This is a genomic window from Saccharopolyspora cebuensis, from assembly GCF_039542665.1.
GTDB classification, from domain to species: Bacteria; Actinomycetota; Actinomycetes; order Mycobacteriales; family Pseudonocardiaceae; genus Saccharopolyspora; species Saccharopolyspora cebuensis.
The window spans coordinates 187,256-202,592 of sequence record NZ_BAABII010000010.1 but is presented as its reverse complement, the minus strand read 5'-3'; the positions used below and the strand labels follow the sequence as shown (position 1 = coordinate 202,592).

At 72.5% G+C, this 15,337-nt stretch carries 15 protein-coding genes; 10 read left to right on the top strand and 5 right to left on the bottom strand.

The features are described 5' to 3' along the window. Positions 1-79: 79 nt before the first annotated feature. The gene (locus ABD976_RS15415) at positions 80-1,009 is read left to right on the top strand and encodes a hypothetical protein (RefSeq protein WP_345363600.1); all 930 of its coding nucleotides are present in this window, start codon (positions 80-82) and stop codon (positions 1,007-1,009) included. Positions 1,010-1,029: 20 nt separating this feature from the next. Here the strand turns inward: ABD976_RS15415 and ABD976_RS15410 are convergent, their stop codons facing one another. Further along, positions 1,030-1,674 carry a maleylpyruvate isomerase N-terminal domain-containing protein gene (locus tag ABD976_RS15410; protein WP_345363598.1) on the bottom strand — a complete coding sequence of 215 codons (645 nt, stop codon included), beginning with the start codon at positions 1,672-1,674 and terminating at the stop codon, positions 1,030-1,032. Between the two features lie 250 nt (positions 1,675-1,924). Between ABD976_RS15410 and ABD976_RS15405 the strand changes: the two genes are divergently transcribed. Continuing rightward, a complete protein-coding gene (locus ABD976_RS15405) occupies positions 1,925-2,281 on the top strand; it encodes a VOC family protein (protein ID WP_345363596.1) in 357 nt (118 codons plus the stop codon). Positions 2,282-2,370: 89 nt separating this feature from the next. Here the strand turns inward: ABD976_RS15405 and ABD976_RS15400 are convergent, their stop codons facing one another. From ABD976_RS15400 to ABD976_RS15385, 4 genes are all read right to left on the bottom strand, one after another. Continuing rightward, a complete protein-coding gene (locus ABD976_RS15400) occupies positions 2,371-4,005 on the bottom strand; it encodes a BCCT family transporter (RefSeq protein WP_345363594.1) in 1,635 nt (544 codons plus the stop codon). 385 nt (positions 4,006-4,390) lie between these two features. Then, the gene (locus ABD976_RS15395; protein ID WP_345363592.1) at positions 4,391-7,501 is read right to left on the bottom strand and encodes an amidohydrolase family protein; all 3,111 of its coding nucleotides are present in this window, start codon (positions 7,499-7,501) and stop codon (positions 4,391-4,393) included. Positions 7,502-7,689: 188 nt separating this feature from the next. Further along, the gene (locus ABD976_RS15390; RefSeq protein ID WP_345363590.1) at positions 7,690-8,508 is read right to left on the bottom strand and encodes a family 1 encapsulin nanocompartment shell protein; all 819 of its coding nucleotides are present in this window, start codon (positions 8,506-8,508) and stop codon (positions 7,690-7,692) included. Further along, the gene (locus tag ABD976_RS15385) at positions 8,505-9,080 is read right to left on the bottom strand and encodes a hemerythrin domain-containing protein (protein ID WP_345363588.1); all 576 of its coding nucleotides are present in this window, start codon (positions 9,078-9,080) and stop codon (positions 8,505-8,507) included. The genes ABD976_RS15390 and ABD976_RS15385 overlap by 4 nt, the downstream gene beginning before the upstream one ends. A 275-nt stretch (positions 9,081-9,355) precedes the next feature. On the opposite strand from ABD976_RS15385, the gene ABD976_RS15380 reads away from it, so the two are divergent. Genes ABD976_RS15380 through mnhG form a run of 8 tightly spaced genes read left to right on the top strand, consistent with a single transcriptional unit; the run spans position 9,356 to position 15,151 of the window. Further along, complete coding sequence (locus tag ABD976_RS15380) at positions 9,356-9,484, top strand: hypothetical protein (protein ID WP_345363586.1); 129 nt, start codon at positions 9,356-9,358, stop codon at positions 9,482-9,484. Then, on the top strand, positions 9,485-11,758 hold the full coding sequence (gene mbhE, locus ABD976_RS15375; RefSeq protein WP_345363584.1) for a hydrogen gas-evolving membrane-bound hydrogenase subunit E: 2,274 nt from the start codon (positions 9,485-9,487) through the stop codon (positions 11,756-11,758). It begins immediately after the preceding gene. Then, entirely contained in the window at positions 11,755-12,216 is a 462-nt protein-coding gene (locus ABD976_RS15370; RefSeq protein ID WP_345363582.1) for an MnhB domain-containing protein, read from the top strand. Before mbhE ends, ABD976_RS15370 begins: the two co-directional genes overlap by 4 nt. Next, entirely contained in the window at positions 12,213-12,629 is a 417-nt protein-coding gene (locus tag ABD976_RS15365; protein ID WP_345363580.1) for a sodium:proton antiporter, read from the top strand. The genes ABD976_RS15370 and ABD976_RS15365 overlap by 4 nt, the downstream gene beginning before the upstream one ends. A gap of 8 nt (positions 12,630-12,637) precedes the next feature. Next, positions 12,638-14,020 carry a complex I subunit 5 family protein gene (locus ABD976_RS15360; RefSeq protein ID WP_345363578.1) on the top strand — a complete coding sequence of 461 codons (1,383 nt, stop codon included), beginning with the start codon at positions 12,638-12,640 and terminating at the stop codon, positions 14,018-14,020. Then, positions 14,017-14,559: a Na+/H+ antiporter subunit E gene (locus ABD976_RS15355; protein WP_345363576.1), complete on the top strand. Its 543-nt coding sequence runs from the start codon at positions 14,017-14,019 to the stop codon at positions 14,557-14,559. The genes ABD976_RS15360 and ABD976_RS15355 overlap by 4 nt, the downstream gene beginning before the upstream one ends. Then, complete coding sequence (locus ABD976_RS15350) at positions 14,556-14,834, top strand: monovalent cation/H+ antiporter complex subunit F (protein WP_345363574.1); 279 nt, start codon at positions 14,556-14,558, stop codon at positions 14,832-14,834. Before ABD976_RS15355 ends, ABD976_RS15350 begins: the two co-directional genes overlap by 4 nt. Further along, the gene (mnhG, locus tag ABD976_RS15345) at positions 14,831-15,151 is read left to right on the top strand and encodes a monovalent cation/H(+) antiporter subunit G (RefSeq protein ID WP_345363572.1); all 321 of its coding nucleotides are present in this window, start codon (positions 14,831-14,833) and stop codon (positions 15,149-15,151) included. The genes ABD976_RS15350 and mnhG overlap by 4 nt, the downstream gene beginning before the upstream one ends. Positions 15,152-15,337 lie beyond the last annotated feature (186 nt).

Sequence of the window (15,337 nt, the reverse complement as noted above, 5' to 3'; positions counted from 1 at the left end):
GCGGGCCACCCGATCAGCCGGCTGCCATCAACCTGCCGGCCGAGGCACCGACACGCCGGACACGCCTAGTCTCATGCGAATGGCAGTCGGCGTGTCGGCACTCGCCCGCGGGCTGGCGGCGGTAGCCGTCCGCGTCGCACTCGTCTCAGCAGCGGTGCTGCTCAACGACCAGTTCCACGACCGGAGCGGCGCAGCGGCGGGCTACGTGCTCGCCGGCGCGGTCGCGCTCCGGTGGCTCGTGAGAGGCCCCGGCGCGTTCCGGCTGTGGGACCGCAGCTCCCCGAGGCGGAGCCGGTGGGGTCAGGTCCTGCAAGCGGTGGGAGTCGTCGGCCAAGCCGCCGTCGTCGCCGGCCTGCTCCTCCACTACGCCACCGCCCGACTGGCCGACGTGCGGTTCGACCTGGTCCTGGCCGCGCTCGCCGCAGCGCAGGTGCTGCCCGCCGTGCTCCAACTGCTCGGGCAACGGCTGGCCGACGTCGGGACCACCATCCCGATCACAGCAGGCCGCATCGCCCGGACGGCGTTCGGCTGGTCGGTCTACATCGCCTTCGCGGCAGCCGCCCGCTTCCTCGGCGAAGGGGCCGCCATCGCCCTGTGGTGGGTGCCGGAGCAGGCCGTCGCCTGGCTGCCGACCTGGCTCCCGCGCTGGTTGTCGCTGGGCGCGACCGGACTGCTCTGGCTGATCGTGATCGGCTTCGCCACCGGCGTCCTGCAGTACCGGACCGCCCACCTGAGCCGGACGACCACCATCCACCAGAACGGCCCGTACCTCACGGAACATTCGCACGAGGTCGAGCTCGAACCACCGCCGCGCACCGGCCTCACCCCCGTGGTCCACTGGCAGACCGAGGTGGTCCTCGACTTCGAAGAGTCGACGAGCGGAACCGGAGCGGGCTCGGCCGGCCACTGGATCGGCACCTACACGGGCCATTCGCACGTGGTGGCCAAACTCCTCCAGGTCCGGTTCCCTCCCGAGCACGTCCCCTTCTGGCTGCACTTCCTCCGCTAGCGAGCACCCGCCGCCGGGTACTACGCCCGGGGCGTGCCGTCCCAGCGCCACGTGGTCAGCCGCGGACGCCCGGGCAGGTCAGCACGTCCGGTGGCCCACAACAGGGCGGGCCACGGGCCCGCGTCCTCCGGGGCGTTCGGGAAGAGCCGGTCGAGCACCCGCGAGCACAGGTCCTCGGGTGGGTTCCAAGCGAGGCCGAGTCCTTGCGCCAAGTCGTGCGTGTGCACCAAGACCTCCACGATCCCCATCGCGGCGAAGCCCTCGGGGTCGGAGACGCCGAAGACGTGGTGGGCGCGCTTCTGCGGCGGCGCCGTGCGCACCACGGCGACGAGCAGGGCACCACTCGCCTCCAGCACCTGCAGCAGACCGGCAGGCCCTGCCGCGCGATCCGCGTGCACGGCATTCGCCGGGCCACCGGGCCGTCCGCTTTCCCGCAGGAACGGCACCTTGCCGTCCAAGGGCGGTGCTGCCGGGGCGAGTTGAACGGCGTAGGTGAAGAGGGCGTTGCTGAGGTGCTCGACGGTCTCCCAGCAGTCCCAGTCCAGCGGACCGGCCTTGCCGCCCCACGCCGCCGGGGACGCCTCCCGAAGGGCTGCCACCCCGAGCTGCACGGCGCGGTCGACGTCCGCTGCGCTGAGAGGGACGATCTCGACTGAACGGGACATGGCGGGGACCGTACCGTGACTAGAAGAAGCCACGCATTCGATTTTTCCAGGGTGGACCGGCGACGCCGACTCCCAGAAGAGGTGCGCTTCAGGTGTTTCTACGCGCACACGTGCATGAACGGCGCCGCCCCCGCAATTCCGGGACGGAGGCACCGGAAAAGATCCCCCGTCCCAGCGATCTCGGTCGACCCGCCGGTCGGGTTCGAGTAGGTTGATCGGCGAACATGCCTCGCAGGCGGGAGGACGGGAATTGCCGAACACCGGTCTGAATGCCGACAGCGTGTGCGCGGTCGTCTCGGTCGTGGATTTCCAGGCGGCGCAGACCTGGTATTCGACGCTCTTCGGCCGCGCCCCCGACCTCGTGCCGGTCGACGGGGTCGCGGAGTGGAAGCTCGCCGAGAACGCCTGGCTCCAGCTCGGCGAGGACCCCGAGCGCGCCGGGAAGAGCACGGTCGTGATCGGGGTCCGGGATCTGGCGGAACAGCTCGAGGTGATCCGGTCCGCCGGGTTCGCGCCGGGGGAGATCGAGACGATCCCCGAACTCATCCGGATGAGCACGATCCTCGACCCCGAGGGCAACGCGGTGAACTTCTTCGAGGAGTTGTAGGAGCGGTCGCCGATCCGCCCGCCGCCGGGCACGGCCGGGGATGCCGACCGTGCCACGGCGACGAACGCGGACCGCAACGGGAAGGGGTGCTACGAGCCGGATCCCGACCGGTCCCCGACCAGCTCCGGTTCTTCCTCGGCCGCCGGTTCGACGACGACTCCGGAACCCTCCTGCTCCTTGACGTCGGCGACCAGCCAGCGCCGGAAGGACACCATCACGAGCCCCAGCACGAAGATCAGCGGGAACGCGGTGAGGATCGACAGCGTCTGCAACGCTTCCAGTCCCCCGGCGTACATCAGCACGATCGACACGGTCGCCAGGACCACCGCCCAGAACACCCGGTGCCACCGCGCCGGGTGCGCGTCCCTCGGCAGCTCCTTCGACGCCACCGCGGCCATCGTGTACGCCGAGGAGTCCAATGTGGTCGCCAGGAACAGCACCAGCAGCACGATGAACGCGATCACCGCGACCGTGCCCCACGGCAGCGCCTGCAGCACCGCGAAGATCGCCGGGGTGTCGCCCTGGTTCTGCACGATGTCGGCCACCGGCACGATCTTGTTCAGCTCGTAGAACAGCGCGGTGTTGCCCAGCAGCGTGAACGCCAGCCAGCAACCGGCGCTGCCGGCCAGGCACATCGCACCGATCATGCCGCGGATGGTGCGGCCCTTGGAGATCTTGGCCACGAACAGGCCGACGAACGGGGCGTAGGAGATCCACCAGCCCCAGTAGAAGACGGTCCAGTCCTCCTCGAAGCCCGAGCCACCGACGGGGTCGGTGTAGAAGCTCATCTCCACGAAGTTCTGCAGCAGCAGGCCGACGCTGTTGGTGAAGGTGTCGATCAGGAACACGGTGGGGCCCACGATCAGGATGAAGGCGCCGAGCCCGAACGACAACCACACGTTGACGTCGGCCAGCCGCTTGAGCCCCTTCTGCAGGCCGAGGAACACGCTCACGCCGAACAGCGCGGTCCACACCACGATGATTCCGATGTCGAGCAGCAAGCCCTTCTCGATCGGGAACAGCGTCGCCACGCCTTCGGAGACCACCGGGACCTCCAGCCCCAGCGACGTTCCCGCAGCACCGATCAGGCCGAAGATGAACAGCACGTCGATCATCCGGCCGAGCCAGCCATCGGCCCGGTCACCGATGACCCCGCGGCACGCTTCGCTGAGCCGCAGCGAACCGCGCTTGCGCACGTGGTAGGCGTAGGTCAACGCCAGCGCGGGCAGGCAGAACAGGCCCCACGCGGTGAAACCCCAGTGGAACATCGGGTAGGTGGCGGACCAGTGCGCGGCCTCGATGCTGCGCGGCGCCATCTGCTGGGGCGGATCGTTGTAGTAGTAGGCCCACTCGATGATGCCCCAGTACATGATCCCACCACCGATGGCCGAGGTGAAGATCATGCCGAGCCAGCTCACGGTGGAGAACTCCGGCTTGTCGTCGGGGCCGCCGAACTTCACCCGTCCGTAGCGGCTGGCGGCCAGCCAGACGAGCACCCCGGCGACCACCACGGCGAACCAGAGGTACAACCACCCGAACTTACCCGTGAGAAAACCGAGGATCCCGTCGAGCACCAGCTTGCCGCGCTCGGGCGCGATCACCACGGGCACGCAGATGATTGCCACGAGCAGCAACGAGATCCAGAAAACCTGCTTGTCGAGCCGGATTTTCCCGGCCTGGACACCGATGGCGGAAGCACCTCCCAGTAGTGGTCGGCGGGCCATCCCCGCCGTGCGACCCGCCGGGCGCGTACGCCGCGCGCCGTTGCGAGTCGACTGAACTATCAGTCATGCACGAACTGCAACTCTGAACCACATACCCTGATCGGGTCAAGCCAACCATTTGTTTTCGCTGGTCAGCGCACTTACCGCGTTCAGCTCTAGACCATTCGCGTCACCGAGGATCGCAACGCACGTCCCAGCGGTTGCGATTATCGCAATGTCACGCCGAGGTCTCGGCGCACCCCGGACGGGCGGTGCGAAGCGCTGTGCGCCCGGCGTGGCCGGTGCGGCCCAGGAGGCGACCTGCGTCGCCATCGCCACCGCGCGGCGGGACGTGACGCGGCGCGTACCCGCGGTCACCGATCGACGGACGACCTGCGGCGAGAACCTAGATACCGCAGCAGATCCGGCGCTTCCACTCCGGTTCGTGCCACCACAGCGCGGGATCCCGCTCCGCCTCGGCACTTCGGGCGCCGCGGACCGCCGGAGCCCCGGACGGCGCGTGCGGCCGCGCGAAGGGCCGCATCAGCTGCTCGGGGGTGTGGACGTGCCCGCCCCGGATCACGGTCCGCACCGCGGCGGCGGCGGTGATGTCGGTGAGCGGATCACCGGAGACCAGCGCCAGGTCGGCGTAGGCGCCGGGGCGGACCTCACCGAGCTCGCCTTCCAGGCCGAGCCAGCGCGCCGGGTTCCTGGTGGCGATGACCAGCGCTTCGCGCGGGGTGAAGCCGTAGCGGACCATGGCGCGCAGGTTCATGTGCAAGGAGACGGCGACGTTGTCCAGCGGCGCGTCCGTCCCGGCGATGACGACACCACCGCCCCGGTGGATGCGCAGCAGCATGTCCACCTGGTTCGCCAGCTCGCGACGGGTCACCTCGCCTTCCGGGCCGGCTGCCTCCTCGGCCTCCGCGAGCAGCCGTTCGTACTCCCACGGGGGGAACAGCACCCGGGTGCGCCGGTCCTCGACGAGGGAGCGGTCGAACGCGTACAGCGCCGTGGACGTGAACAACGTCGGCGTGATCGACATGCCGCTGCCGAGGAACAGGCGGATGGCGTCGTCGTAGGAATGGCCGAGTTCGTCGCAGGTGTGGGAATAGCCGAGCCGGTTGGTCGCCCCGGTGTGCTCCATCCCGTCCATCCCGATGTTCGCCGCGGGATACACGTAGTGCGAGCTGAGCGGCAGGCCCTCCCGGTGCGCCCACCGGACGGCCTCGCGCTGCAGGTGCACGGGCAGCCGCACGTAGGTCTTCACCATGTCGTAGTCCAGCGCGGCGGCGCGCTGGATCTCCCGCCGGAGCTGCTCGGCGCTGAGCGTCGGCCGCATGAAGTTGTAGTAGATCCGGCTGCCGTCGATGGCCTCGCCGGTGGCGTAGTAGCGGGGGCCGACGCGATCGCCGGAGGTCAGCGCCTCGCGCGTTTCCTGCATCTGGTAGGCGGGATCACCCGGCGAGCGGGTGGTGGTGATGCCGTAGGCCAGCCAGGTCCGCCCCTGCCGGTCGCCCCACTGCCGGCCGCGCAGGTGCCAGTGGTTGTGGGCGTCGATCAGCCCGGGCATCGCCGTCAGGTCCGGCGCGTCGACGGTGGGGCGCCCACCTCGGTGCGGTCGCACGGCGGCGATCCGATCGCCGGCCAGGACGATGTCGACGTCGCGCCGCAGCGCCTCGGTGCGCCCGTCCCACAGGGCGCCGACCCGCACCACCTGGTGTTCCTCGGTGCGCGCCGGCCGCCACGCCAGGTCCAGCGGGACGTCGTCGACGTCCCCGGTGCCGATGTGCACCGACCGCAGCGCGCCGCCGTTGAGGAACATCAACCGCTCGGAATCCCGCCAGAACGGTGAATCGGTGAGCTCGTCGGTCACCCGGCGCGGTGCGCCGGTGAACCGGCCGGCCGCGTCCACCGGCACCACCCACGCCTGCGATTCCATCGAGAACGCGAGGTGCGCCCCGTCCGGCGACCACACCGGACCGTCATCGCCCCTGGTGCTGATCGACCGGAACGGCAGCGGTTCGGCGTAGTGCAGCGCGCCGCTGTCCAGTTCGACCCGCAGCACCTGGCTGGTGCCTTCCCGGAAGCGCCTGCTGGAGGGCTTGACCGCGGCCAGCACCAGCACCCGGCCGTCCGGTGACCAGTCCGGCCGTCCCGGCATGAACAGCGGCGGCGTCACCTGGCGCGTCCGGCCGGTCCCGAGCTCGGCCACCCAGGTCGCGCCGTCCTGGTCCTGGTAGGCGATGCGGTCGCCGTCCGGCGCGAAGCGGGGCGTGAGCTGGGCGCCGTCGAGCCCGGTGATCCGGCGCTCGGCGCCGGTGGCCAGCTCGTGCAACCACAGATCGGCGGTGCCGGACCGGTCCGAGGTGTAGACCAGGTGGCGCCCGTCCGGGGAGAAGTCCGGGTCGGAGGCGAAGTACCCGTCGGCGACGAGCTTGCGGGGGCGCTCGCCGATCGTCATCAGCCACAGCGCGTTGAGCGCGCGGAACGCGATCCGGGTTCCGTCCGGCGAGCACACCGGACCGGCGATGCCGGTGGCCTTCGGACCGCGCACACCGGGGCGCCGCCTCCGGTACGAGCGGCGGGACAGCACCGGGACGGTCGCGGCGAAGGGCACGTCGGTGGTCCCGCCGGTGAGCCGCCGCCTGCGCACCCGCCCGTCGGCGGTGTACTGCAGTTCGTCGGCGGACAGCCAGCGCGGGGCGAACCCGAAGACGTCCTCCCCGTCGGTGACCGCGTCGCGGCCCACCACCAGGTCGGACCGGGCGCCGGTGCGCCGCACGTAGCTCAGCGTCGAGCCGTCCGGTCCGAGGCTCGGCCCGGACAGGGTGGTCGCCGAGTCTGCTTCGACCAGGCGCCGCACCTGCCCGTCGGCCAGGCGCACCCGTTCGATGACCGACTCACCGGTGACGTAGACGAGGGCGCTGCCGTCCGGGGACCAGCTCGGCATCCCGGCTTCCGGCCGGTCGGGGGCCACGGGTGCGATCCGCCCGGTGGCCACCTCGAAGGTGTGGAGCCGGTACCCCTGCCCGGACCGGTCCGAGCTGAACGCGATGTGCCTGCCGTCCGGGGAGAACCGGGGTTCGCGGTGGTCGTGCGATCCCCGGGTGAGCTGCCGCAGTCCGGAACCGTCCGCCTCGATCGTCCAGAGGTGGAAGTTGCCGTCCGCGTAGGACTGGAACACCACCCGGCGTCCGTCCGGCGACCAATCCGGTTGCGTCGCGTCCTGCGACTCGCCGGTGAGCTTGTGCGCACGGCCCTCGGACACCACCCAGATGGCGTTGACCAGGTCGAAGGCGATCGCGGTGCCGTCCGGCGACGGTGCGGCGCAGAGGTTCGTCCCCGCGGTGAGCAGGACGTCCGTGGACGGTCCCCCGGGCTCGGCGTCGGCGGTCGCGGGCCGCACCCCGCCGGAGGTGAGGAAGAACGCCGCCGCCGCACCCGTGCCCGCCTGCAGGGCCCGCCGCCGGCTCAGCCCGTGCTGCCCCGGCTCGCCTTCGGACGTCGTGCTCATGACACCTCCAGGACGCCTGCCGGCACCGCCGTGCCATCCTCGCTCCCCTCCAGCGTGTTGCAGGCCCGGCCCGGTTCGTATCGCCCGAATTCATGAACGGCACCGGCCATTCGGACGGCGTTCACCCGACTGCGGGGCCACGAGCCGCGCCCCGCACGGCAGGCCCCAGCCGAACGTCGCAGGTGCGGTCAGCGCGTCAGGGCGATGGCCGCATCGGGTTCGGTCACGCGGAAGGTGAAGCTCTCCTCGAGGTAGAAGGTGACCGCGGTGTCGTCGTGGCGCTCGTAGCCCACCGACAGGTCCTGGCCGACCTCCAGCCGGAAGTCCCCGCCGCGCAGGCTCATCACGACGGCGCCGTCGATCCCCGGCGAGCGCACGACGCTGCCACCGCCCAGCACCCGGCGGAGGTGGTCCATCAGCAGGTACCCGCCGTGCTCGGTCGTCTCGACGATGTGCGTGTAGCCCTCCGGGTCGATGACCAACCCGTACGGGCCTTCGATCCCCGCGCTGCGCAGGGTGTCGACGGCTCGGGCGGCCACGCGCGGGTAGTCGTCGGCGTCCTCCCCCAGCGCCGACGCCGGGTGGGAGCTGGCCTGGGTGATACCGGTCATGCAGGCTTCTTCCCAGCCGTGGAACACCGCCCGGTTCTCGATGCGCGCGGCCCGCTCGGCGGCCTGCCGCGCGGCGTCCAGGTCGAGGTCGAGGGCGCCGCGCTCGGCGTCGGCGATCTCGGCGCGGCTGAGGGTGAACGGGACCCGCACCTCGACCAGCGGCAGGACCTGCCGCTGGCGCGTCGTCGTGCCCTCACCCACCTCTCCGGCCGGTGGCCCGCTGAGCGTCGCGATCCGGCCGAGACCGCTGGCGTCGTGCTGCCAGCCGTGCGGCCCGTGGAAGTCGGCGAGGCGCCGAGCGGCCAGGTGCGGCTTGAGCCGCTCGGCGACCTCCGAGTCGATCGCGGCCCACGCGGTGTCCGACAGCGGGGCGAGGTCGCGGAGCAGGTGGTTCATGCCGATCCCCGTTCCCGCAACCCGCCGATGCCCAGCGAACCGTCGGGCTCGGCGGGCCGCTGACCGGGGAGCTGCTGCTTCACGACCTCGACGTAGTGCTGCGGGTCGATGTCGCCGACGTCGAGCCCGGCCGCCCCCGGGTGTTCGTCCTTGAAGGCCTGGAAGCGGCGCCCCAGCTCCTCGCGCAGTCCCGGGTCGGCGTGCCGGCGGAAGTCCGGCAGCGCGTCGTCCTCCTCCTCGGCCATGTGGTTGCTGTTGGCCACGCGGGCCTTGCGCACCGCCGCGTGCCAGGGCTCGCTGCCGACCGGGTGCAGCGCCGCTTCGTGGAGACCGTCCCGGATGTCGTTGTGATCGCCCACGGCGTCCAGCGTTTCGTCCTCGGCCCCGGAACCGCGGGAGATCAGCTGCGGGTAGAAGATCTCCTCCTCCGCCTTGGCGTGCACCTCGAGGAGGTCGGCCAGGGCGCGCCACACGTCCTGGAGCTGCCGGGGGTCGGTGAGGTCGTCCATCGCGGCGAACTGCCGCCGGAAGCGTTCGTGATCATCCAAGATCAGTTGGGTGATGTCGGACATGGCACCGGAGGCTAGCGGCGGCCACGGGTGTTCGCCGCGCCAGAAGTCGGCGGTCGTGGACGGCGCGGCTACTTCCCGTGCCCGGCCCCGCGGCGACTCCCCCGTCCTCACCGGACCGAACGCGCCGGACGCACTCTGGGTAATCGCGGTGGGTCCTCTGTGGAGGCCCGAGCGGATCCATCGGGTGCTGTCCTCCGCTCGGCGCACGATCGGGAACGGGTCGGCGCGACGTCGGCGCCCGGCCGAAGTCCCGGTGGTTGGCTATCCTGCCGAACGTGCTGCTCAACGTGGCCCCCGCCGGGCAGTCCCCGCTCGGCAGGGGGATCTCCGCCCTGCTCCCGCCCGCGGTGGGACGCCGCGCGGCCGCCGCCTCGACGAGCCGGGACGGCAAGGCGGAGTCCTGAATGGCCGCGGCCGCGAAGACCCGACCGGAGGCGGCACCCGGGAAGCCGTCCCCGGACTGGTCGGGGTGGTCGGCTTGCGCGATCGCGGTCGTCGGGTTCGGCACGTGCCTCGCCGGGTGGCTGACCGGAGGCGGCCGCGTGTCGCTGCCCTGGGCGCCGAGCATCGGCCTGGAGCTGAGCTTCGCCCTCGACGGGCTGAGCGCGCTGTACGCGCTGCTGGCCACCGGCATCGGGGCGGTGGTGTTCGCCTACGGCACCTGCTACCTGCGCCTGCACCTGGCGCATGAGCACCGCCCGGCGATCGAGCGCCGCCGGTTCTGGCCGTGGATGGTCCTGTTCGCCGTGGCGATGGTCGGGCTGGCCACGGCCCAGGACCTCGTGCTGCTGTTCTGCTTCTTCGACCTGACCGCGGTGTGCTCCTACTTCCTCATCGGGTTCGACCGCGGTGAACAGCACGCCCGCACCGCCGCCCTGGCGTCGCTGGTGGTGACCGTGGCCAGCGCCGTCGCGCTGCTCGTCGCGGCCGTCGTGCTCCGCGCCGAGTACGGCACCTTCTCGGTGCCCGAGCTGGTGGCCCGGGTCGAACCGGGCCCGGTGGCCACGACGGCCGCCGCGCTGCTGGCGGTGGCGGCCCTGGCCAAGAGCGCGCAGGTCCCGCTGCACTTCTGGTTGCCCCGGGCGATGGCGGCGCCCACCCCGGTCTCGGCGTACCTGCACTCGGCGGCCATGGTCGCCGCCGGGGTGCTCGTCCTCGGTCGGGTGCACCCCCTGCTGGCGCGCAGCGAGGCCGTCCTGACCGGTCTGCTCGTGGTCGGCTTGGCGTCGATCTTCGTCGGCGGGGTCCTCGCGCTCGGCCAGGACGGCCTCAAGCAGCTGCTCGCCTGCTCCACGATCTCCCAGTACGGCTACGTCGTGATGCTCTACGGCATCGGGGGACCGACCGCCAACGGCGCCGCCGGGTTCTACGTCCTCGCCCACGGCATCGCCAAGAGCGCGCTGTTCATGACGGCGGGAGCGGTGACCACGGCCACCGGCGAGGACCGGCTGTCCGCGCTGGGCGGGTTCGGCCGCCGCGCGCCCGTGCTGGCGGCCGCGGCGGGCGTGGCCGCCGCGACGCTGGCGGCGCTGCCGCTGACCATGGGGTTCTTCAAGGACGAGCTGTTCTTCCGCGCCGCGCGCGAGGCCGGCCCCGCCGTGGCCGTGCTCGCCGTGCTGGCCGCGGCGCTGACCGTCGCCTACATCGGCCGGTTCTGGATCCGGCTGTTCCTGGGGCCCGCGGAACCGGGCACCGCGCATCGGGCGCCGGCCCGCGCGCTGGTCGCCCCGGTCGTCGTGCTCGCCGCGATCGCCCTGTTCGGCGGCGTGGTCGCCGAACCGTTCGCCCGGCTCGCCGAAGCCGCGGGGGCGGTCGCGACCGCGGCTCCGGTGAGCCTGTCGCCGTCCTACCACCTGGACGCGCGGGCCGGGAACCTCATGGCGCTGGCGGCCTACCTGCTCGGCGGGCTGCTGCTGTTCGGCGCCCGACCCACCTCGGCGGTGGCGCGGGCCGTGGCGCTCGCCGGTGACCGGCTGGGCCCGAACCGGATCTACGTCGGCGCGCTGCGCGTGCTGGCGCGGTGCTCGGCGATGCTGCACGACCGGGAGGTGCGCGACCTGCGCACCAGCGTCGCGGCGGTGCTGATCCCGGCCGGCCTGCTCACCGCCGTCGCCTTCGCCGCGACACCGACCGCCGGGGCCTACACCACCGGCCGGATCGACGGCCTCGACTGGCTGATCCTGCCGCTGCTGGGGCTGGCCGCGCTGGCGGCGATCGGGGCGGCCCGCAGCGCGGCGCGGATGGCGATGGTGCTGGCGCTGTCGGTCGTCGGCTTCGCGCTGGCCACGATCTACGCGCTGGCCGCGGCACCCGACGTCGCCCTGGTCGCGGTCGTCGTCGAGACCATGCAGACGCTGGTGTTCCTGGCGGCCCTGTCCCGGATGCCGCGCCCCGGGCGGGCCGCCGCTCGTCCGCTCGGCCGGTGGCGCGACCCGCTGGTCGGCGCCGTGGCCGGTGCCGCCACCTTCGCCGGGGTGTGGGGCTTCCTGTCGCAGCCGACCAGCGCGCCGGGCGTGTCCGCCGAGATCCTCCGGCTCACCCCGGTCGCGCACGGAGCGGACGCGGTCACGGTCATCGTCGCGGACTTCCGCGGCCTGGACACCCTCGGCGAGATCACCGTGCTCCTGGTGGCCGTCGTCGGGGTGGCCACCCTGGTCCGGCGCGGGAGGTTGTGGTGAGGCGGGACGACGTGGTGGTGCGGGGCGTCGCGCGGCCCCTGCTGGACGCGAGCGTCCTCGTCGCCGCCGGGTTGGTCGTCCAGGGCTACGCGGAGGTGGGCGACGGGTTCAGCGCGGGGATGATCGTGGCGCTGGCCATCGCGCTGCACTACGTCGGCCTCGGTGCCCGGCGCACCGAGCAGGCGCTCCCGCTGCTGCGCCGCGCACCGGCGCTGGCGATCGCGGGGCTCGCCCTCGCCCTCGGCACCGGGTTCTTCCCCGTGGCGCTGGGGCAGCCGCCGCTGAGCCACCGCCCGGCGCCGGGTGCCCCCGTGGTCACCTTCGGGTCGCTGGAGCTGGCCACCCCGATCCTGTTCGACCTCGGGATCTTCCTCCTCGTCGTCGGAATGCTGACGACGCTGCTGCACCTGCTCGCCGGACGGATCGACGAGTCCGGCCCGGACGGGGGACCGCGATGATCCTCGCGTACGCGGCGGGGGCCGCGATCCTGTTCGGCGTCGGGTCCTACCTGCTGCTGCAGCGCGATCTCGTGCGCATCGTCGCGGGGGTCATGCTGATCTCGCAGTCGGCGGTCCTGACCTTGATCGGCTCCAGCCTGACCCGCGGGCAGGCGCCGATCGCTCCGGAACCGGGCCGGCCGGTCAGCGATCCGCTCCCGCAGGCGCTGTCGCTGACCGCGTTGGTCATCGGCCTGGCCACGGTGGCGCTGCTGCTCGCCTTGGCGCACCGCGTCGCCGTGGTGTTCCGCAGCGAGCGGCGCGATGCGCTGGCCGCCAACGAGGTCGAGCACGAGCAGGAGCTCTCGCCCGAGCGGCAGCGCGACCAGGACGAGACCGCCGGACCACCGCCTCGTCCGGGCGGGCCCCGATGAGCGTCCCGGTGGCTCTGCTGGTGCCCTGGGCGGCGGGGACGCTGCTGATCGGGCTCGACGGGCGGCGCCGGTCGGTGATGTGGCTGGCGGTGGCCGCGCTCACCGCCAGCCTGGCCGGTCTCCTCGCGGTCGCCGCGCGGGTCCTCCCGACCACCGCGCCGCCGGGGGCGGGGCACGTCGTCACCGGCGGCTGGCCCGCCGGGGTCGGCATCGTGCTGCGCGCCGACGCGCTGGGGCTGTCCTTCGCCCTGCTCGCGATCCTGGTCCTGCTGGTGGTGGTCGCGACCGAGGCCGCGGCGGGGAGCACCAGCCGGACGTTCCCCGGCCTCGTGCTCCTGCTCGCCGCCGGGCTCACCGGCCTGTTCCTCACCGGGGACGTGTTCACCTTCTACGTCTTCTTCGAGCTGTCGATGACCGCGTCCTACGCGCTCACCTCGTTCGGGAACCGGCCGCGCCAGCTCCGGGCCGCGCTGGTGTTCGCGGCGGTGAACCTGTTCGGGTCGTTCGTGTTCCTGATCGCGGTGGCCGGCACCTACCGGGTGACCGGCGCGCTGGCGATGTCCCAGGTGGCCGACCGGATCGGCGAGGTCGACCAGAACGCGGCGCTGCTCATCGCGGTGGGCTTCTTCGTCGCGTTCTCGGTCAAGCTGGGCCTGTTCCCCTTCCACTACTGGCTGCCGACCGTCTACACCAGCGCCTCGCCGGGGGTGGCCGCGATCCTCAGCGGGGCCGTCGCCAACATCGGCGCCTACGGCCTGCTGCGCCTCGGTGGCGAGGTCTTCACCGCCCAGGCGCGGTTCGCCTCGACCGCCCTGGTGCTGCTCGGCATCGCCTCGATCCTCTACGGCGCGGTGCTCGCCATCGCACGCGGTGACGCCGCCGAGATGCTCGCCTACTCCGCGATCGGGCAGGTCGGGTACGTGCTGGTCGCCCTGGGCATCGGCGGGCCGCTCGGCTTCACCGCGGCCGTGCTGTACAGCATCGTCAACGGGTTGAACAAGACGCTGCTGTTCCTGGTCACCGGGCTGCGCGGGATGCTGGTCGCCGCCGCGTTCGCGGTCGGGGCGTTCAGCGTCGCCGGCGTTCCCCCGGCGGCGGGGTTCATCGGCAAGCTGACGATGTTCCAGGCGGGCGTCGCCGCGGGCAGTCCCGCCCTCGTGGTCCTGCTCGTCCTCGGCAGCACCCTGTCGCTGATCTACTTGTTCCAGGTCTACCAACGCGACTTCTGGTGCGAGAACACCACCGCCGGCGCCGCGCCGGCGACCCCGCTCGCCGGTCGACTCGTCGTCGGAGCCCTCGCCGCGGTGGTGCTGGCCGCCGGGATCTGGCCCGAACCGCTGCTGGCGCTGAGCCAGGACGCCGCAACCGTGCTGGTGGGGGGCCGCCGATGACCGGGACCGCGTTGCGCATCGCCGGGCTCACCGCCGTCTACCTGCTGACGCTGACCAGCCTGCACCCCGCTGACGTCGTCGTGGGCGCCGCGCTCTCGACCGCGCTCGTGGCCATCGGAGCGCGCGCCCGGGCCGCGGCGCGGACCCGGGCGGCACCGGCGAGCACGCCGGGGCGACGACCGCCACCACCGCTCACCCGCCGCCTGGTGGGCGTGCCCGCCCTGGTCGGCGGAACGCTCGTCGACGTCGCCCGGGGGACCTGGGTGACCGTCGGCTACTGCCTGACCGGTCGGACGCAGCGGTCCGGGCTGGTCGCGGTACCGATCGATCCCAGCACCGCGGGTTCGGCGACGGCGTGGGCGATCCGGGTCGGCATCGCCCCGGACACCGTCGTGGTGGACGTCGAGCTCGACCCCGGAGCCGACGACGGCCACCGGGGGCGGATGCTGCTGCACGTGCTCGACGCCTCCGCCCCCGACCGGGTGCGCGCCGAGGTCCAGGACTCCTACGAGCGCCGCCAGCGGGAGGTCTTCCCGTGACCGCCGTCCCGCTCGTCCTCGTCGCCCCCGGGCTGGTCTGGATCACGCTGCTGCTCGTCGCAGGCGGTGTGGTCCTGATCCGCGCCCGCAACGCCCTGCAGCGCATCATCGCGCTGGACCTGCTGGCGCTGGTCGTGGTGTCGCTGCTGGCCTTGCTGTCCTACGCCCGCGACGTCTCGTACTACCTCGACGCCGCGGTGGCGCTCGCGCTGCTGTCCTTCGTCGCCACCGTCGCCGCCGCCCGCTACCTCGACGCCGGAGGCCCCTTGCGATGATCTCCCTGCTGCTCGACGTCGTCGGCGGCGGCCTGCTCCTGCTGGGGCTGGTGCTGATCAGCATCGGCGTCTACGGCGTGCTGCGCCTGCCCGACACCTACAGCCAATTGCACGCCCAGGGGCTGGCCACGGGTCCGGGCGTCATCGCGGTCCTGGCGTCCTCGGTCGCCACCGAGAACGCCGCGACGATCACCTCCGCCGTGCTCGCCATCGCGTTCCTCGCGCTCACCTCACCGGTGGCCGGCCACGCCATCGCCCGCGCCGCCCACCGCACGAACCGCGAGCCCGGTTCCCGCCGGAGCACCTCCGACGGTTGAGCGCGGTGCGCTCGATCAGGCGCGGAACCGAGCCGCTGCCGCCGCGCGCGACCGGGACGGCGGAACAGCCGGGCGATGTCCGATCACGAATGCCCACCGTTTTTCTCACAGCAACGATGTTGCAGTCACAGAACTAACGAAAAGTGCACGTCCCCGACCTCGCCGGTTCGGATCACGGACTCAAGG

Bases quoted from the DNA above. Each gene is read 5' to 3' on its own strand.
- ABD976_RS15415 (WP_345363600.1), top strand. From the start codon at position 80: ATGGCAGTCGGCGTGTCGGCACTCGCCCGCGGGCTGGCGGCGGTAGCC.
- ABD976_RS15410 (WP_345363598.1), bottom strand. From the start codon at position 1,674: ATGTCCCGTTCAGTCGAGATCGTCCCTCTCAGCGCAGCGGACGTCGAC.
- ABD976_RS15400 (WP_345363594.1), bottom strand. From the start codon at position 4,005: ATGGCCCGCCGACCACTACTGGGAGGTGCTTCCGCCATCGGTGTCCAG.
- ABD976_RS15395 (WP_345363592.1), bottom strand. From the start codon at position 7,501: ATGAGCACGACGTCCGAAGGCGAGCCGGGGCAGCACGGGCTGAGCCGG.
- ABD976_RS15390 (WP_345363590.1), bottom strand. From the start codon at position 8,508: ATGAACCACCTGCTCCGCGACCTCGCCCCGCTGTCGGACACCGCGTGG.
- ABD976_RS15385 (WP_345363588.1), bottom strand. From the start codon at position 9,080: ATGTCCGACATCACCCAACTGATCTTGGATGATCACGAACGCTTCCGG.
- mbhE (WP_345363584.1), top strand. From the start codon at position 9,485: ATGGCCGCGGCCGCGAAGACCCGACCGGAGGCGGCACCCGGGAAGCCG.
- ABD976_RS15365 (WP_345363580.1), top strand. From the start codon at position 12,213: ATGATCCTCGCGTACGCGGCGGGGGCCGCGATCCTGTTCGGCGTCGGG.
- ABD976_RS15355 (WP_345363576.1), top strand. From the start codon at position 14,017: ATGACCGGGACCGCGTTGCGCATCGCCGGGCTCACCGCCGTCTACCTG.
- mnhG (WP_345363572.1), top strand. From the start codon at position 14,831: ATGATCTCCCTGCTGCTCGACGTCGTCGGCGGCGGCCTGCTCCTGCTG.